The organism is Croceitalea sp. W27 (assembly GCF_055693185.1).
Genome location: NZ_CM146327.1, coordinates 3780485 through 3796945, shown reverse-complemented (window position 1 = coordinate 3796945; position 16461 = coordinate 3780485). Strand labels below are relative to the sequence as shown.

General features: G+C 33.7%; 21 protein-coding genes. 15 read left to right on the top strand and 6 right to left on the bottom strand.

Features of this window, described 5'->3' with window-relative positions; translation table 11 throughout:
* Nucleotides 1–36 precede the first annotated feature (36 nt).
* The 6 genes from ACZ1GR_RS17350 (at nucleotide 37) to ACZ1GR_RS17325 (ending at nucleotide 3951) form a co-directional block, all read left to right on the top strand.
* Nucleotides 37–696 carry a response regulator gene (locus tag ACZ1GR_RS17350; RefSeq protein WP_472610106.1) on the top strand — a complete coding sequence of 220 codons (660 nt, stop codon included), beginning with the start codon at nucleotides 37–39 and terminating at the stop codon, nucleotides 694–696.
* Nucleotides 697–1008: 312 nt separating this feature from the next.
* On the top strand, nucleotides 1009–1314 hold the full coding sequence (locus ACZ1GR_RS17345; protein ID WP_472610105.1) for a hypothetical protein: 306 nt from the start codon (nucleotides 1009–1011) through the stop codon (nucleotides 1312–1314).
* A complete protein-coding gene (locus tag ACZ1GR_RS17340; protein ID WP_472610104.1) occupies nucleotides 1311–2405 on the top strand; it encodes a hypothetical protein in 1095 nt (364 codons plus the stop codon). The genes ACZ1GR_RS17345 and ACZ1GR_RS17340 overlap by 4 nt, the downstream gene beginning before the upstream one ends.
* 34 nt (nucleotides 2406–2439) lie before the next feature.
* The gene (locus ACZ1GR_RS17335; RefSeq protein ID WP_472610103.1) at nucleotides 2440–3375 is read left to right on the top strand and encodes a hypothetical protein; all 936 of its coding nucleotides are present in this window, start codon (nucleotides 2440–2442) and stop codon (nucleotides 3373–3375) included.
* Between the two features lie 19 nt (nucleotides 3376–3394).
* Nucleotides 3395–3664: a helix-turn-helix domain-containing protein gene (locus ACZ1GR_RS17330; RefSeq protein WP_472610102.1), complete on the top strand. Its 270-nt coding sequence runs from the start codon at nucleotides 3395–3397 to the stop codon at nucleotides 3662–3664.
* 2 nt (nucleotides 3665–3666) lie between these two features.
* Nucleotides 3667–3951 carry a hypothetical protein gene (locus ACZ1GR_RS17325; protein WP_472610101.1) on the top strand — a complete coding sequence of 95 codons (285 nt, stop codon included), beginning with the start codon at nucleotides 3667–3669 and terminating at the stop codon, nucleotides 3949–3951.
* A gap of 5 nt (nucleotides 3952–3956) precedes the next feature.
* Here the strand turns inward: ACZ1GR_RS17325 and ACZ1GR_RS17320 are convergent, their stop codons facing one another.
* Nucleotides 3957–4646 carry a hypothetical protein gene (locus ACZ1GR_RS17320; protein ID WP_472610100.1) on the bottom strand — a complete coding sequence of 230 codons (690 nt, stop codon included), beginning with the start codon at nucleotides 4644–4646 and terminating at the stop codon, nucleotides 3957–3959.
* Nucleotides 4647–4784: 138 nt separating this feature from the next.
* On the opposite strand from ACZ1GR_RS17320, the gene ACZ1GR_RS17315 reads away from it, so the two are divergent.
* The 4 genes from ACZ1GR_RS17315 (at nucleotide 4785) to ACZ1GR_RS17300 (ending at nucleotide 7566) form a co-directional block, all read left to right on the top strand.
* A complete protein-coding gene (locus tag ACZ1GR_RS17315; protein WP_472610099.1) occupies nucleotides 4785–5249 on the top strand; it encodes a JAB domain-containing protein in 465 nt (154 codons plus the stop codon).
* A gap of 394 nt (nucleotides 5250–5643) precedes the next feature.
* A complete protein-coding gene (locus tag ACZ1GR_RS17310; RefSeq protein ID WP_472610098.1) occupies nucleotides 5644–6156 on the top strand; it encodes a hypothetical protein in 513 nt (170 codons plus the stop codon).
* Between the two features lie 19 nt (nucleotides 6157–6175).
* The gene (locus ACZ1GR_RS17305; RefSeq protein WP_472610097.1) at nucleotides 6176–6709 is read left to right on the top strand and encodes a hypothetical protein; all 534 of its coding nucleotides are present in this window, start codon (nucleotides 6176–6178) and stop codon (nucleotides 6707–6709) included.
* Nucleotides 6709–7566, top strand: coding sequence for a hypothetical protein (locus ACZ1GR_RS17300; RefSeq protein ID WP_472610096.1), 858 nt, complete (start codon nucleotides 6709–6711; stop codon nucleotides 7564–7566). The genes ACZ1GR_RS17305 and ACZ1GR_RS17300 overlap by 1 nt, the downstream gene beginning before the upstream one ends.
* Before the next feature lie 50 nt (nucleotides 7567–7616).
* On the opposite strand, the gene ACZ1GR_RS17295 is transcribed toward ACZ1GR_RS17300, so the two are convergent.
* On the bottom strand, nucleotides 7617–8321 hold the full coding sequence (locus tag ACZ1GR_RS17295; protein WP_472610095.1) for a hypothetical protein: 705 nt from the start codon (nucleotides 8319–8321) through the stop codon (nucleotides 7617–7619).
* Nucleotides 8322–8374: 53 nt separating this feature from the next.
* Here ACZ1GR_RS17295 and ACZ1GR_RS17290 point away from each other — a divergent pair, with 53 nt between their 5' ends.
* Nucleotides 8375–8653, top strand: a complete 279-nt coding sequence (locus ACZ1GR_RS17290) for a hypothetical protein (RefSeq protein WP_472610094.1) — start codon at nucleotides 8375–8377, stop codon at nucleotides 8651–8653.
* Between the two features lie 3 nt (nucleotides 8654–8656).
* Here the strand turns inward: ACZ1GR_RS17290 and ACZ1GR_RS17285 are convergent, their stop codons facing one another.
* Together ACZ1GR_RS17285 and ACZ1GR_RS17280 are read right to left on the bottom strand one after the other, a co-directional pair.
* A complete protein-coding gene (locus ACZ1GR_RS17285) occupies nucleotides 8657–9550 on the bottom strand; it encodes a hypothetical protein (RefSeq protein ID WP_472610093.1) in 894 nt (297 codons plus the stop codon).
* Complete coding sequence (locus ACZ1GR_RS17280; RefSeq protein ID WP_472610092.1) at nucleotides 9547–10971, bottom strand: type IV secretory system conjugative DNA transfer family protein; 1425 nt, start codon at nucleotides 10969–10971, stop codon at nucleotides 9547–9549. Before ACZ1GR_RS17280 ends, ACZ1GR_RS17285 begins: the two co-directional genes overlap by 4 nt.
* Before the next feature lie 660 nt (nucleotides 10972–11631).
* Here ACZ1GR_RS17280 and ACZ1GR_RS17275 point away from each other — a divergent pair.
* A complete protein-coding gene (locus ACZ1GR_RS17275) occupies nucleotides 11632–11895 on the top strand; it encodes a hypothetical protein (protein WP_472610091.1) in 264 nt (87 codons plus the stop codon).
* 9 nt (nucleotides 11896–11904) lie between these two features.
* A complete protein-coding gene (locus ACZ1GR_RS17270; protein WP_472610090.1) occupies nucleotides 11905–13029 on the top strand; it encodes a hypothetical protein in 1125 nt (374 codons plus the stop codon).
* 54 nt (nucleotides 13030–13083) lie between these two features.
* On the opposite strand, the gene ACZ1GR_RS17265 is transcribed toward ACZ1GR_RS17270, so the two are convergent.
* Nucleotides 13084–13479: a DUF3768 domain-containing protein gene (locus ACZ1GR_RS17265; protein ID WP_472610089.1), complete on the bottom strand. Its 396-nt coding sequence runs from the start codon at nucleotides 13477–13479 to the stop codon at nucleotides 13084–13086.
* Nucleotides 13480–13540: 61 nt separating this feature from the next.
* Complete coding sequence (locus ACZ1GR_RS17260) at nucleotides 13541–13918, bottom strand: hypothetical protein (RefSeq protein WP_472610088.1); 378 nt, start codon at nucleotides 13916–13918, stop codon at nucleotides 13541–13543.
* A gap of 252 nt (nucleotides 13919–14170) precedes the next feature.
* Here ACZ1GR_RS17260 and ACZ1GR_RS17255 point away from each other — a divergent pair, with 252 nt between their 5' ends.
* The gene (locus ACZ1GR_RS17255) at nucleotides 14171–15247 is read left to right on the top strand and encodes a phospholipase D-like domain-containing protein (RefSeq protein WP_472610087.1); all 1077 of its coding nucleotides are present in this window, start codon (nucleotides 14171–14173) and stop codon (nucleotides 15245–15247) included.
* An 11-nt stretch (nucleotides 15248–15258) separates the two neighbouring features.
* Nucleotides 15259–16365, top strand: coding sequence for an amidohydrolase family protein (locus tag ACZ1GR_RS17250; protein WP_472610086.1), 1107 nt, complete (start codon nucleotides 15259–15261; stop codon nucleotides 16363–16365).
* Nucleotides 16366–16461 lie beyond the last annotated feature (96 nt).

Below are 16461 nucleotides of genomic sequence, written 5' to 3'. Positions count from 1 at the left end.
CGAACCATGTTGACCATTGCACCAAAATCTTGGACTATGAAAAGAATTAAAATTTTAATTATAGATGATCATCCGATGACGATAATTGGATATTCGTCAATCTTAATGAATGGTAAAATCAAAGAAAAAATTGAAATTCAAAAAGCTAAGGACTGTGATGAAGCCCTTGATAAATTAAATTCTGAAAAAGACTTCTTCGACATTGTTTTTTTGGATATCCGTTTGCCAGTATCACAGAATAAATCCATTGTGAACGGCGAGGATCTAGGATTACATATTCGAAAAAGGTATCCAAAAAATAAGATAATGGTTCACACGGCCACAACTGATGTTGACCGTCTTTTAAGTGTCTATGATAATTTAAACCCGGAAGGTATTTTGGTAAAGTCCGATATAAATGAACACGTACTTGTCGATTCAATTAATATGGTGATTTCGGGTAAAAAATATTTTAGTCAAAAAATAAAAAAATGGATTTCCAAATCAAAGCACAATGAAGTTTACGTTGATGTTTGGAATCAAAAAATATTATATCACCTTTCTACAGGAGCAAAAATTAAAAATCTCCCTCTTGTTTTACCATTTTCCAGAGCCACTATTGAAAGGCGTATAAAAAGGTTGAAATTGGATTTTGACATCCCAGGCGGTAGCAGGAAACAACTTCTTTTGATAGCAAAAGAAAAAGATTTTATTTGATTTAAAATAGCTATCAAAATTATAGAATTTTCTAACGTCACCATTCTTATTTAAACAATATGCCAATTAATGCATAAATAAAATGCTTGGTCATAGCAAACTTCAAAACAGATGAAGATGAGTGTTTGGCTAGAACATTTTTATTTAACATGTAGTTGGTACATTTAAAATTATCTCTTATTTTTAATCATCTTTCCCCCACATATTTTATAAGTTAATTCTTGGCTTAGAAACAAAGAATCTAAATTTTCTAAAAAAACCATTTGTGATTTATATCAATATTTAATAACCAAAATTCAAATTTATACAACTATGAAAGCTAATGTTTTAATTACAGTTTCTGGTACTGCTCAAGGAATTCCTGTATTAATTTTAGAACACCTAGATTTTAAAAACCCACTGCGTTTTAAAGATGGTAAATGGGGCAAAATTTTTAAAGATTTTCCCATAGATACAGACAGAGATCTTGATTATGCCCTACTTACTTTTGGAATTCCAGGTCAAGAATGTATTGTAACAGTTAATGTTAAATACGGTAATAAGGAGAAATCAAAGGAAAGTAAAGATACATTTGGTCCTAAAGGATGGGCTATAATAAAAGATGATTTAAAATTATGAGTTCAAAATTCTACATTTTTGCGTTGTCTCTACTATGTTCAATAAAAATTTTCGGACAGACTATTGCTCAAAATTCAAATAACACCAGTTCATTGATTCTTGGAATAAATCCTGACAAGAAAGAATTTTTAGAAAAGAAAAATAATAGTAAATTTAAAGATGAAGACTTTGAGTTTGGACTACCTGCCACGGTAGCAATAAATGTTTCTACAAAGGATAAAAAAATAGCAATTGAAAACCTTCATCAATTTCAATTAAAAGAGACTAGTGATTTTCTGATAGTTGGTTTGAATGGCTCTGGTAAAATCAATAACAGTATCGCTAGTGTTTTTGAAAACAGTAATGTTGTTGGAGGTGTAACTGGAAGCTTGTTAATAGGCCTTAAGAAGTTCAGAATTAAAAATGAGGATGAAATTTATAATTACTTTGTCAGTAAAATAAATAAAATGGACAAAGAAGAATTAAAGGAAGAAATTGGAAACATAGGTAAAATTGAGGGACATTGGTTCTTTATAAGCCCAAGTATAGAAGGTAGAAAATTTACAAGGTTTGTGGCAGATAACACATTTGAAAATCAAAAAGATAAAATAACCGCAACCCTATGGTCTATAAATTTTGGATATAATTATTGGACACCAAATTTATTTGGATTTAATACGACATTAGGAATTTCATACTCGCCTAAATTCTCTGATAATTTTTCTGAATTAACTGAACTTTCTTTAAGAGAGCAACGGTCGGATACAGATGGTACTATACAAAGAGCTACCTCTTCCAAAACTACGGTTTATGAAGGTGATTATATAACTGCTAAAAAACAAGATTTAAATCTTGAAGCATTTTTTGTTCATAATAAGTTTCCTTCCATAGGGCTATACTTAGGCCTTTTAAATACTTACCAAAATGAATTAGAAAATTTAACGTCTTTTTCTACGGGATTATACTTTTCAAAGCCAAAACAACCCACAAACCCGTCAGTTGGTATTGTTGTCAATTTTAATGATGTTAATAATGACTTTAATCTAGAATCTGAGAATAGATTTTCAATAAATTTTGTAACTAGATTAAACCTTACTAGAGGATTTAGATAAAAATATAAACGATTAAAATTAAGTCTCAGAAATTATGAGCTTTCAAAATATTTTTTTAGCAGATTCAAACATATGGGATGTTATTCCTAACATAAAAACGATTATATCCTTAATTGCCTTCATTGTAGCGGCTGCTTTTCTCTATTTTCAGAGAAAGACAAAAGACAAAAGAAAAATATTAGAACAAACCCCTGACGATGAAAAAGCTCAAGTTGCTGGTATGATATTGGAAGACTTCCATGTAAATATCGATGAGCTAACAAAAGAACAACGCTATAATCTAGCAATGGAAAAGCTTAAAAACCGATCCAAATATCGTTTAACGATAAGTATTCTACTGGCTTTTTTATCGGTACTAGCATTACTTGCTTTAATTTTTGGAAATGGAGAGGGTAAAGAAAAGGAAGAAACCAATAACAAAGTCAGTTATGAAGTTTTTGCCACACCATTTGAAAACTCAATTGAGAAAAGAGAGAAATCTGGTGATTTTGAACATAGGAATGATTATTGTCAGAGCGAAACACCCGTAAATTGGATTGTGAGTGCTGATACACTAAATGGATGGCATATCGATGTTCCTTCAATTAGTATTACCCATACGGCACGAAGAAATTGTACTTTCAACGGAGTATTTAATGAATCTAAACTTGGTTTTGAGATTAGAGGTATTGTTAGAAATAATGGGGAATGTACGGGACCATTTAGAGATGGTAGAGGGAAAATTACAGCTTCATATAATTGCACAGAGGTTAAAAATACTAGAGTTCCAAAACCTACTATACAACTGACCAAGGGGAAATTAAACAGGAATGGAAGTAAAGAAATTGAACTTCCTTTAAAAACACTTGATTATAAAATAATTATCAGTGATTCTGAAAATCAAAAAACAACCCTAAGTAATATTAACCCTAGTGAAAATGGTTTTTCAATTAGAAAATTAGGCGACACAAAATTGTTACTTAAAACCTGAAGAATAAAAATAAACTTATATGCAGGTTGTCTGCCTTCAAGAAGATGCCTTTTACACTTTATTTGATAAGGTGGTAGAACATATTGATGCCAAAAGAAAAGAAGCACCTGCCAAATGGATTGATGGCAAGGAAGCAATGAGTATTCTAAAAATATCATCCAAGACGACCTTGCAAAAACTTAGGGATGAAGGAAAAATTCGGTTTTCTCAACCACAAAAGAAAATCATCCTATATGATAGCGATTCAATCAATAACTACATAGAACAACACGCCCACGAAACTTTCTAGAAATGGAGGAAATAAAAGTCGATAAGAACTATAAGGAGGCATTCAACCAGGGATATGGGTTAGCTAAGGAACTTGGACTAAAATCAGATATCTTAAAAGATTTGGCTTCTGGCAATAATCGAATGCAAGCGATGAAAGAAGGAATGGAGCAGTATGGGAAAGAATTGCTAGCTGAAAAAGACAAAGAAATTATTCCTCCTCTTGATATTGAAAGTTTAGATAATCATTCTATTGATTTAGATACTTTCGATATAAATAGCGATAAAGACATAGATTTATCAAAGTAAGAAGCTTATTTATTTCTTTGATGTCCTACTTGTTTTGGTGCATCATTTGATTTTTCAATTATACTTTCTGCTCCTGATTTTTTTGGGTCATATAAAATAGACTTTTCGTATGCTCCAGATTTATCATAAAAGTTCCACCACCCGGAGCTTTTTCCATCTTCATTGCACCCTTCAGCCTTCAGTATGGCATTGGTATTTTCTTTAAGCCACCACTGACTAGACCTGTCAGTTTCTACACTGTTGACTTCAAAGTTTACTACAGCATATGGGGAATCGAAATCTATACCTCTATATGCAACTGAGGTTTTTGCAATAGCATTGTCAGGTTTGTTTCGATTAATCCATTTCTGTATGCCAGGGTCATTTCGAATTTTGTCCATATTATTATCTATTGTGCTTATTGCAAATGCATTTAATAGGTTATTTGGTAAGGTTACCTCGCCTTTTATTAATTTTTTTTGTAAATCTTTTTTTAGTTTAACTTCAGAATGCTCATTGAGTAAATCCACGGCATATTCTTTTAGTCCTTTATCAACAGATTCATCTTGTAATAAATTCACGGCAATTTCTACATATTTTGAATCTAACTTATTGTATTCAACTTTATTGGTGATTATGATACCAATGAAACCTATGAAAATATAAGATGCAATTCTCAGTAAAGATTCAAGTCTACTAAAAGTTTTTTTCTTCATCTTTTAATCAAATAAAATTATTAGAATGCCTGCATAGTAAGATAAGAAGTAACAAGTGATTTCAACTATCAAAAAGCCTTAAATTTTTTGTGGTTTAGGTGCGTATTTCTTCTCTCAAACCCATGTCAAACTTGTGGCATGAAACAAAATCAAGAAAAATATGCCATTAGCGAAATCAAATTGACCTATACCAGAAAGGTCAAAGCTGATAAACGCCCCAAAATAACTTCCTCACAGGATGCACATTCACTGTTTCGTGCAAATTGGGACGATATGACCATCAATCTTTTTGAAGAGTTCAAAATACTCTTACTGGATAGAAATAATCGCTGTATGGGTATTGTGCCAATTTCACAAGGTGGTGTTTCGGGTACAGTAGCCGATGCTAAATTGATTTTTGCTTCAGCCTTAAAGGCTAGAGCTTGCGCCATTATTTTAGGACACAACCATCCCTCGGGAAATTTAAAGGAAAGTTTATCGGATAGAGACTTAACGAAGAAATTGGTCAAGGCTGGTAGATATCTCAACCTTCCAATTCTTGACCATCTTATCCTAACAAACGAAGGATACGCTTCCTTTGCCGATAATGGACTAATGCTTTAAAACAATAATCGATTAAAATTTGGTGGATTAAATTGAATCTCTATCTTAGATTCAATGAATCAAAACGATTGATAATAAACTATTTAATATAGATATATAGAAAACTAAATATTTAAAACATAAGCGTTAGCTAGCAAATTCCATCGAGTATAGAAAACTGGTAATTTTTGAGTCAGATGGAAGGCAAAAAGCTAATGCCCACGGTGAAGGCGCGGGCTTAGTTGCTGTATTTGATTCAGGGTATACCAGTACCTCTATACTCAAGGCACACTAAGTACCGCGCTATTTTTTTGCCGTATGAGTAATGACACCTTTCATATTCGAGACCCTTAGACCAAGAATTCTTCAATTCTTTAGTACTAACCTACACTCTTTTAATCTTTAAAAAATGAATATGAAACTAAAATTTTGTTTACAAATAACTTTATTAACGACGTTGATTTTAACTTTTTTTTCCTGTGGCTCAAGAGGTGATGTAGGAAATGAAACCCCTGAACATTTGGGCAAATCAGTTCTCTATGCCTTGAAGACCAATGACAAAGAATTATTTGCCAGTTATGTCTACACTGAGAATGAAGTTGAATACATTATAGAAAACTCTAAAAAGAAATCCAATGCCAAATGGGAACGTGACAGACATGCGGAATACTATCCAAAACTTATTGAAGCCTTTGATTTTTTAAGAGCAAAGGCGACTTCAAGAGGCCTAACAGATTGGGACGATGTTGAGTTCTCAAAAGTGAGTTACTCCCTAAAAAACGATGGGCTGGATGCTCGTAACACTACATTAGAATTTACCAATGGCAAGTTTATTGGAAGAATAAGCCTGTCAACGATTGGAAAATCGGATAGAGGTTGGTTTTTACAGGGCATGCCAAGCTTCAGAAATTATTCAAGAATGAATTAAACAATTAAATTTTATAAATATGAAAGCCTTTATATTAAGCAGCAAATTTTTATTACTTCTTTTAGCTTCTTTGCCACTATCATTATGTTCTAGTAATGATGATAATCCAGAAAATGAAGAAGAAATCGAAATGGAAACTATAAACCTAGATTTATCGGGTTTAGATGTTCAGGAAGAGGACACCACTTTTAGCCTTGAGGGATTTACATTTAATAATTCGGGGGCAAAGTCAGATGACTTTTTCATTACCGAAGAATTGAATGGAGAGGTGGTGGATATCAAGGGAATTAGCCTTTGGAATGATGGGACTTCTTTCAGACTGATAGGGATTAATTTGGATAGTACCTCTGGAATAAAAACAATTACAACTAGATTATTTAATAATGGCACCTTTGGTTATATCACCCTATATAATGAAAGCACTTTTGTTGAAGAGATTGAGACGGACAATAGATTGTCCGATATTGTCCTTGATGTTGAAGGCAAGAGTTATACCCGTCTTCAAATTAGGTCAGCAGAAGGAATGGCAATATCAATACAAATCGATTACTAATGAAAAAGTTAGCATATTTACTTATCGTATTTAGTATCATATTGGTCGGGTGTAGTTCTGATAATGAAAATTCTAACCTTCAAGAGCCAGGTACGGTCGATTCTGGTGACAGTAATGGAGCTGATTCAGGCTCAGACGGGGATAGTACACCTTCTGATGATATTTCAACACTTTTTCTAGGTGGAATAGCGCGAGCACGATTTAGTGAAGGTGAAATCTTTCTAATAAAGAGCAAAAACATATCGCTCAGAGGTAATGATAAATACTATACTGATTTAGGATTAGATGAGTTGGCAGGTATTATTAGCGTTACAGGTGCTAGTTATAATAAAGATGGCACAGCCCCAAAATCTGAAGACGATTTTTACTCGTTTTACAATCAAGCAGAACTAGATAGGGGGCGTAAAAGAAATAATGTAACAATCTCTTTTATTATTACGGAGGAAAATTCAGCAAATGCAGAACTCATGATAAATGACCCCATGACGTTTGCAGTCGGTACTCTTATACCCTCTCAAAATACTGGAGGTCGTCCAATTGAGAAGGGAAGTTTCTCGATTAAAGCGAGACAAAAGCGATTAACCGATGAAATCCCCCCTTTTGGAAAGGATATCAATGGAAATGTATTTCAAGAATTTACTTTTAATGACATTGAGGTTAACATGGATGATGAACATAAAATAAACGCCCTTAAATATAGACAAGGTGCGGAAGCACCTGTTGATTTCTTGCACGAAGAATTAGCCACAATGTTTGAAGAAAAGGGCAATGTCATATTCATAAAGGTTATTGAAACGCTTGTAGTTCAAAATGGAGAACGGCTGGAGGTCGTAACACCACCAAATTTTAACCCATAAGATTCTAAATTTATTTTAAAGAAAGCTCATAATCTAAATGGGCTTTCTTTTTATTCAAAATCATCTGACGGAGATGGTTTTTTGTCTACATATATATCTTTCAGATTATCCTTAAAATCATCTATATTTAATTGACGGTCATGAAAAACCTTGTCGCTAGTTTCATCATCCATTTGAAGACTGAGTTCTATATCTTGGTCATGAAAGATTTCTTTTTCTTCTAGGGTTGTAATTTCTTCACCTTTTTCCGGTTCATCAAATAGTTCCTTAGATTCTTTATCGGTCATAGATAGATTGAGACTTTCCTTATTATCTTGAAACTGTTCTTCTCTTGTTTCTATCCCTTTTTGCTCTTGCAATTGTTTATATCCATCAACACCTTTCTCGGCTAGAACGGATGCATCCTTAGGGGGCATATTTTCTAATTGCTCAATGGTATAGTCTTCATAGTCGCCCGTTGATTTAGCCTTATTGAGCATTTCGTCTTTAATCTTGTCCTCATATTCACGAGAAACCTCTGCCTTCCTTAATTCGTTATCCTCTTTAGATATCGTTTCCTTTTTTTCTGATTTAACAATACGAATATCCCCTTTTGGTTTGGGAGCTGGACTAGGACTTTTGGAAGAAGTGGTTTGTGTTCTATCCATGTCAAAAAGTATCTTATTTTTCTCCGCAATAAGGTCTTGAACTTTTTGACTTCGCTCAGCAATAGTACCAATAGTTTCAAGGTCTAAGTCATCGAGTTTTGTTGACATAAATAAATCATTATGTTAAGTTTTTCTTGTTTAAACAAACATTTAAGAGGTGAATGATGGCGTTAGCAAGTTGGGATCACTTTAAAAGATATGGCGAAAATGATCTTGAGCATAAAGAACAAGCCAGAGCTTTGTTAACGGAATCTCTTGGATTTGAGCCACCTGTTAAACTATCGGTTATGGGTGAGGTAGCTATTCGTAAAACCCTCAGAGAAATTGCCGAGGGTCAAGATAAGCAACAGACTCTCGAAAACAAGATTGAGCTATACTCAGGAATTATCAAAAGAATGATTCCCGAATACGCGCCAGAATTTGCCCATTTCTTAAATTGAGTCTTATCCATTTCCTGATTGACCACCCTTTTTCTTTTCGTCTAGAAAGTCATTGACCCATATTTCATCAGATGTGGTAAATGAGTCTTCGACAATGTCATAAAGTACTTTACGGGTTTCTTCATCTTCCGGTAATTCTATAGGTAAATAAACGCCTTTGGTGTCTTTTTTTGGTTTTTGGCCAATAAAAACATCATATTTCATTTCATTGGTAATCTTCTTATCGATATTGTCTAATACCCAATCCCTTCCCTGTTGAGCTTTACTAAAGTTCTTGGCCATAAACATCAAACCACAAACGATAAGTAGAACACCCGTTAATTTTGCAAACGCAATAAACGTAAATATAAGTCCAATTAGAATTGGAATAAGTGGCTCTAAAAGAACGTGAACCAAATAGTGGGAGATTTTTACACCTAGTACTTTTCTACCGATAATTTTATACCAGAATGGGGCTATTTCACCATCGGATAGACTGAAACGTTTAAAATCATAAGCTGTTCCATATCTTTTTATTTCTAAGCGATGATAAATTGCAAAGCCTAAAAATATCAACATGAAAATACTCAAAAACGTTCCTGAATTTCTTACTTGACTCAGATTGATGGTACGAATATTAACCCCTACTAGTTCTAGAAAATTGACATACAAATAAACTAATACTGGGAAAAGAACAAATGAGCTTAAAAAAATTCCAATCGATTGGGCTAAAGTGATATACCGTTCGCCAAATTTTCTTCTTAAAAAGACTTCAACGATTGCAGAACCATAAGAAGCAAATAACAAGAAAAATCCAACTACAAATTCTTTAAATCGGTTGGTGCGTCCTTGATGGATTTCAATGAATATATTTCTTTTCTCAGGGTTATAACTGTAATACTGACTTTCTGTACTCATATTTTTTGTTGGTTTATAGTGAATAATGAATGATTCTTTCCTGTGTTTTCAAAGGGAATTCCTTGCCGGTGAACAATAACCTCAATCCAAAACTCATTGATGGGTCCACCAGTTTTTTGCCGAGCAAAATCTGACGGCTCAATGGTATAAAGCATATTTTGAGAACTCCCCTCGCTAAAACTAGAATTATCTCCCGTTGACATCCCTTCACTACTAACCCATTTTAATTCTTTACCGATGAGATTGGCAGAATACTCATTAGTCTCAACATCTGAATTAGCGTGAAAGAATTTTGTCCCTAGGTTTCCAGCCAATGCTTTGAAGTGATATGCCCCTCGTTCTCCTCCTCCTGCATGTAGGGAATAATTGGGAAGGTTTTGAGTTAAATATACGGTGCACGCCCGATAACTTCTAGCAGTAGATTGATGGTCAATATCATGGTCATGCAGAAAGTAATGTGCTTCATCTACCCAAAGAAAGGTCGGACGACTGTTATCCCGTATTTGTCTTCTTTGCATAGCTCTTTGCCAAACATACTTGAAAAGAATTTGTCCATCTCGACCAATATTCTCATAAATAAGATAAGGTAAGTTGAAAACTATAATTTTTCCTTTGATGGTATCCTCTGGGGTAATAGTGGTTTCCGTATTGAACAAAGAATATAGAGGGTCACGCATAAAGCGGTCTCCGAAGCCAAAGAACATCTGCTCGACGATACTTCGGGTTTTTTCCGAAAGATATAGCCAGTTGCCATAAAAGAAATCCTCAATGATGTGTAATCGTCTGGCTAAATTATCTGCTTTTTTAGACTTAGGAGCTTCACTCAATTTGATAGCTGCGTGTTCCATCAGTCGAAAACACTGAGAGCTTTTACGCCAAGACTCACTGCTCAATTCAGCTTTGCTTTTGGGTGCGGATTGTATGATTTTGTAAATATGTTCGAACTTAATTCTTTTCTGTGTCAAAAGAGCTAAATCAACCGAATTGACTAGAAGTTGTTGTAGGGATGCATCCCAAAAAGCTTTATCCGATTCCTGACCTTCATTTGCACCCGCTTTGATTACAGTTTTTAAAGTATCTGCTATATTGTGTGTAATTCCTGTGCCTTTATCTGGGCGACTAGACTCATAATCAAGAAAGTTGAAACACTCATCGGAATCTTGACCAATAATAATTAAGTCATCTTCACGACCATATTTTTTGCAATAGAATTTCCACAGTTCCAATTCGTCTTCTTTGGCTGTGAGTACTAGCCCGCCAAAACCTTTATTAAGATATTTCTTTGCCAATAAAGCACCTGAACCCGATGTCTTACCCGAGCCTAGACCACCCATTATGAGAACACCTTCACAAGGATCCCGAATAGTAAATGGATGTCCCATTGGCCAATCAATCAAGTGCGTATCAAGCACGTTTGCCATATGTTATTTGTACTTTTATGTTTGTGGGGGAAACAATTTGGAGGAATACTAAATATAAAGATTTAGCCAGTAAACCCATTAAAGGAAAACCACATATTTTTCATGGTTTTTATAGGGGGTTTGACTAATAAAAACCTCAGTTTTTCAGTGGACTTCTTAGGTTTGAAATTTGAAAATATACTTAAGCACTGCTTAGGGGAGATGTCTGATTATTCAGAGCTGTGTTTGTTACGCACAATGAGCACAGAACAAACTTACAAATTAGACCCTATCACAAAGGTGATTTATCAACTTATTAAGTAATATGTTTAACATGAATTGGCAATAAACACCAAATTCTGACTGACCAACTTAAGATTAAATCAGTTAAAAGTAGGCTAACATATATTTAGATATACTTGCATATTATTTGCTTATTTTGCATTTAAAATGAGAATATGTTAAAAATAGATGTTTTTTGTCTAAAAAATCTCAAAATAAAGGAACAATCTTATTTTTTTTCTATTTTTAAAAATGAAAGTGAACTATACTATGCATGCATAATATTTTTTCTTCAGTTACTTAATATGGTACGATTCTTGTCAACAAATGTTTTAATGACTTTCAACTGTAACAAACTGTAAAAAACATATTCTATTATATGAGAGGAGGTCAATATAAATGAAAGCACCTATAGGTAAGAACATTGAGAAACTACTGCGAGAAAATAAGTACGATAACTTTGTGTATCGAGCGGTGACAATCCCAAAAACTCTTGAAGATGCTGGGTATCCCATTGAGGTTAAAGTAACAGAGACAAGTCTTAGATATTATTATTTAGGAAAAGATATTACCGATGAAATTGAGGAAGCAATTGAGGAAGGTACTATTGCGGCTGGTAAAATTGCTAATGATAAGAAACAAAATATCCAACCAATAATCTAACTTCATCATTTGCAATTTGCGTTAGTATTAATACTATTACTGTTTATTGTATTACCAGGCATAGCCTTCAGGCTAGGTTATCTTAAAAGGGATGGCCTTCAAGTTTTGGCTGGAACAAAGTTCTATATTGAAATATTTTTTGTAGTAACAATAGCTCTATCACTCCACTTCATAAGCTGGATAATCCTAGAGAGTGAAACTTTTGGATATGATTTTAAAGCTCAATTGTTTTACGATATTATTACTGGAGGAAAAAGTTACACATTCAATGATATTAATTTAATCAGTAAATCTGGGAAACTAGATGCTGGATTAGTATCGAACAATAAACAAGAAATCAAAAACTTTATTGGGTATAATTTTTATCTTACAATAATCTCTTACTTGTTTGGCGTTGCTTTAAATTACTTATTTCATTTAACCAATCTTAAGTTTCATCCAAATCTTCAGTTTCTAGACTATACGGGGAATTGGGATAGAATTTTATCATTCAACAAGCCTAAATTAAATCAATTCAGAGAAGTTTTTACAATAATCGATTCCGTTATTGAATTAGACGGTAGAGCCATAATTTACAGTGGTATACTTAAACGCTATTATGTTGATTCCCGTGGTTTTATTGATAAATTGGTTCTTGAAGATGTTGAGAGAATTTCATTAAAAAAATTCAACACAATTTCATCTTCAGTATCGTCACAAGCTACCAAAAAAACTAGTTCTAAAACTAAATTTATTTATAGAAATTTAGATTCTCCCCAAAAAAAGAAACTTATTGAAGAAAGTTTACCCGAAATAAAAAAGATTATAAAACAAGACGTTCAAGATAAAAAAGAGACGATATCAAAACAGTTTATTAAAATCCCAAGTCATCATTTTATAATTTATGGTTCAACAATTAAAAATATTGGTATTAGATATCATCAAGTAGATTATGACCTACGCCACAGAAAAGCAGCTTTTCATTTAGGTCCGTTTATAGTGAGATATCAATCAATTCACACTATAAGACCTTATCATGCTTTAAAGTCCCTTTTAGGAATATCAAAAAAAATAGAAGTAGGAAAGTATAAGTATAACATGTATGCATACTTACACTTGAAAAAGAGAATAAAAAAAAGGAAAGGGGAGCAATAAGCGAGCGAAGCGCTGCAAGCCCCAAAGCCTTACCGAGCTAATACTATGGAATGTCTATGGATGGAATTTAGTAAAATTATTCAGGCAATTATGACCTAGCATTACTGTTAAGACACGCCTTGTAATTGAGGGATTATAAGGGTCCAAACTAGGGTTACGGTAGTTGACATCATAATAATTAATTTCCCAGTTTACAGAACTCATGATTCTTTCTTCAAAAAACCTTCCTTTATTACGTTCCTTCGATAATTCATGGGTTGATGTAAAATCGGCATAAATAGTTACGCCACTATGGACGGTCATGAATTTAGCATAATCTAGCTTTTTAACGAATTCACTGTACACAAAGAAACCATTTTTGTCCCGTTCTCTTAAATCTTCGTTGAAAATATTATATCCTTTACGAAAATCATCATTCATTTTCGCTAAGACTTCAATTGAGTGTGGCATAATAAAAATCTTAAAGTTAAGAAGGTTGCCAAATTATGACAACCTTCTCCCCATTTAAAAACTATAGTTTAGGTTGATGTTTAGTCGTTGCTTTAAGGACAACCTCTTCACGAGGTTTGGTCTTAAAGGCAACCATATCGCCAAAGTTCATTTTGAAGGTGTTGTCTTCGGCAGGTTCGAAAGTCGCCACTTTCACTTTGCAAGGCTGTCCGTAAATTTTAGTACTCACGTAAAGGGATGGAATGATATTCCCTTTGGAATCCTTGTCTTGGTGAAGAATGAGTTCTTCTAATCCGAAGTTCATCCCATCACCATTATGGTGTTCCCACATGGCGGCAATCTTAATATTGATTGCAGGGTTGAAATCTTCTGATTTAACAAAAAGCATATGCGTTGGACGATTGCCTTTCTTTTCCGTTTTTTGTGCGTTAGCAGTCATTGTGTACTCCTTTGTTATAAATCATCAGTTGATATGCGAAATAAACGCCAAGGCAGAATTGATTTGCCCAGAATCACACGGGGTTGGTGCGGGCAAGTGACGGGCAAATCAATGCGTTGGTAGTATCGCTCCTTAAAACAACTGAGGTACGTTCTATGACAAAGAGATTAAAGTGACTACGCACATAAATTTCAAAAGAAATCATTATTTTTAATAAGATTCCCCTTTCATTTATTAAATTCAAATTTATATATGCCTAAAACTATAGGGAATATCGAGATGTATATGGGGCCTCATCAAGTAGGGAGTCCTGATGATTTATTATCACCAATAATTGACTTTATTGATGGAGCACAGAAGAATCTGAATATTGCTGTTCAAGAAATTGATGCTAAGGAAATTGCAGAAGCAATAATTAGAGCACGAATTAGAGGTGTCCGCATAAGAGTAGTTTTGGAAGCTGACTATCTTATTTCTAAAAAGGTTGCTCCAAATGCTTTTGACCCAAAAGGCAGTAATTATGAAATAAATCGTGAACTGTATAATGCTATACTAAGGTCAAGTATCAGGGTCAATTCAGATTTTAACCCAAAAATATTTCACCAAAAATTTATCACACGTGATAACACTTCTGTTCTTACTGGTTCTACAAACTTTACTGAAACAGGTGTAAAATCAAATTTGAACCATATAGTCATTATTCATGATAAGAAAGTGACTAAAAATTACAATGATGAGTTTAAGGAAATTAGGAACGGTCATTTTGGCAAGTATAATTTAGCTCATAACAAGCGACCACCTGAGATTGAAGTTTCAGGACTTCGAGTAAAAACATTGTTTGCCCCTGACCATAACCCAGAAATGGAAATCATGAAACAAATAGCAAAATCAAAAAATAGAGTTGATTTTGCCATTTTCACTTTTGCAAAATCATCAGGTATTGATGATGAATTGGTAAGTGTTTCACAAAGAGGGGTAAAAGTCAGAGGCGCATTGTATACTTCCCAAGCAAATCAAAAATGGTCAGCTAAAGACACATTTAAAGGCAGTCAAGCAGATTTATTCTTCGTGCCTAAAAAAGGCTTACCTGCTCCCAGACCAAGTAAACTTCACCATAAAATCATGGTTATTGATGAGCGGCTTATAATTGCAGGTAGCTTCAACTATACGGGTGCTGCAAACCTAACTAATGATGAGAACATCATTATTATTGGAGATTTAGATGCTAGTGATAGTTCGACAATATCTAAACAGAAAGAACTTGCTAAATATGTTCTTGATGATATTGACCGAATTATAACTGACTATGGATTACCTATAACCCATTAATTTTTTCTAGAATGCCAGAAGAGAAACGTTTAGACTATATCATTCATAACGTCCATTGCCATATCTTCACAATAGATTATCTGCCAGAAAAATATATTGGGTGGTATCTACCCACAACACTTGTGCGCAAAAAATGGATTGCAAAGCGATTATTCGGTTTAGCAAAAAGATTTGCCCCAAGGATAGCTGGATTCATCTATAGTGCTATAAAAGATAGCCAAGTTGATATTTTTAAAGAGTTGAGAGGATATTATCCGGCAACGGCTAGGTTTTGCCCCTTGACTATCGATTTTGATTATATGAATGCTGGAAAAGCGAAAAAAGACTTTTTGTCACAGCTTGATGATATTGCTAATATCAAAAAGAAATATGAAGAAGATGGTTTAGATGTTTGTTATCCATTCATAGGAGTTGATCCACAGCGGGACAATATATTAGATATTGTAAAGGAGCATATTGAAAAGAAAGGTTTTACGGGAATAAAACTATATCCTGCCCTTGGGTTTTTCCCCGATGACGATAGGCTGAACGGTGTTTATAAATATGCCGAAGAGAATGAAATACCTATTACAACCCATTGTATCCCCAAGAACAGAAATCATTTTCGCTATAATCCAACTAAAGAAATGATAGAAAAAGCTAAAAAACGTTTTAGTTTTTATGATAAAAAGGATGGACGAAATAGTTATGATTTTGCCAAGTATTTGAACCACCCTGACAACTACAGCTATGTGTTAGAAAAATTTCCAAATCTTAAAATAAATCTAGCCCATTTTGGTGGGAATGAAGAATGGAATAAGTATTTAGACACATCAGATGAGAATTTCAAAAAAGAACGGAATTGGTATTCGATTATAAGAAAGCTCATAATGGCACATCCAAATGTGTATGCTGACATTTCTTTTACGGTCTATGATGACAAATTATATCCGCTACTGAGAAATTTACTCAAAACCCCAAGCACAAAAAATAAAGTGTTGTTTGGATCAGATTTTTACATGCTGCAAAAAGACTATCACGAAAGACGTTTTGGAATAGATGTTAGAGGGTATTTAGAAGATGAAGAATTTTGGATGATTGCCGAGGAAAATCCAAAGAAATTTTTAAACATCCCATAAGACTTTAATTTTCCATTTGTGACTGACATTTCATGTGCGTGTTCTGATTTAACCCCCTCATGTAAAGAAGACTGTTTATTCAAAAATTGGGGGGAA

Bases quoted from the DNA above. Each gene is read 5' to 3' on its own strand.
- ACZ1GR_RS17275 (WP_472610091.1), top strand. From the start codon at position 11,632: ATGAAAGCACCTATAGGTAAGAACATTGAGAAACTACTGCGAGAAAAT.
- ACZ1GR_RS17295 (WP_472610095.1), bottom strand. From the start codon at position 8,321: ATGTCAACAAAACTCGATGACTTAGACCTTGAAACTATTGGTACTATT.
- ACZ1GR_RS17340 (WP_472610104.1), top strand. From the start codon at position 1,311: ATGAGTTCAAAATTCTACATTTTTGCGTTGTCTCTACTATGTTCAATA.
- ACZ1GR_RS17335 (WP_472610103.1), top strand. From the start codon at position 2,440: ATGAGCTTTCAAAATATTTTTTTAGCAGATTCAAACATATGGGATGTT.
- ACZ1GR_RS17345 (WP_472610105.1), top strand. From the start codon at position 1,009: ATGAAAGCTAATGTTTTAATTACAGTTTCTGGTACTGCTCAAGGAATT.
- ACZ1GR_RS17285 (WP_472610093.1), bottom strand. From the start codon at position 9,550: ATGAGTACAGAAAGTCAGTATTACAGTTATAACCCTGAGAAAAGAAAT.
- ACZ1GR_RS17280 (WP_472610092.1), bottom strand. From the start codon at position 10,971: ATGGCAAACGTGCTTGATACGCACTTGATTGATTGGCCAATGGGACAT.
- ACZ1GR_RS17290 (WP_472610094.1), top strand. From the start codon at position 8,375: ATGATGGCGTTAGCAAGTTGGGATCACTTTAAAAGATATGGCGAAAAT.
- ACZ1GR_RS17255 (WP_472610087.1), top strand. From the start codon at position 14,171: ATGCCTAAAACTATAGGGAATATCGAGATGTATATGGGGCCTCATCAA.
- ACZ1GR_RS17315 (WP_472610099.1), top strand. From the start codon at position 4,785: ATGAAACAAAATCAAGAAAAATATGCCATTAGCGAAATCAAATTGACC.
- ACZ1GR_RS17325 (WP_472610101.1), top strand. From the start codon at position 3,667: ATGGAGGAAATAAAAGTCGATAAGAACTATAAGGAGGCATTCAACCAG.
- ACZ1GR_RS17350 (WP_472610106.1), top strand. From the start codon at position 37: ATGAAAAGAATTAAAATTTTAATTATAGATGATCATCCGATGACGATA.
- ACZ1GR_RS17320 (WP_472610100.1), bottom strand. From the start codon at position 4,646: ATGAAGAAAAAAACTTTTAGTAGACTTGAATCTTTACTGAGAATTGCA.
- ACZ1GR_RS17265 (WP_472610089.1), bottom strand. From the start codon at position 13,479: ATGCCACACTCAATTGAAGTCTTAGCGAAAATGAATGATGATTTTCGT.
- ACZ1GR_RS17250 (WP_472610086.1), top strand. From the start codon at position 15,259: ATGCCAGAAGAGAAACGTTTAGACTATATCATTCATAACGTCCATTGC.
- ACZ1GR_RS17260 (WP_472610088.1), bottom strand. From the start codon at position 13,918: ATGACTGCTAACGCACAAAAAACGGAAAAGAAAGGCAATCGTCCAACG.
- ACZ1GR_RS17300 (WP_472610096.1), top strand. From the start codon at position 6,709: ATGAAAAAGTTAGCATATTTACTTATCGTATTTAGTATCATATTGGTC.
- ACZ1GR_RS17330 (WP_472610102.1), top strand. From the start codon at position 3,395: ATGCAGGTTGTCTGCCTTCAAGAAGATGCCTTTTACACTTTATTTGAT.
- ACZ1GR_RS17310 (WP_472610098.1), top strand. From the start codon at position 5,644: ATGAAACTAAAATTTTGTTTACAAATAACTTTATTAACGACGTTGATT.
- ACZ1GR_RS17305 (WP_472610097.1), top strand. From the start codon at position 6,176: ATGAAAGCCTTTATATTAAGCAGCAAATTTTTATTACTTCTTTTAGCT.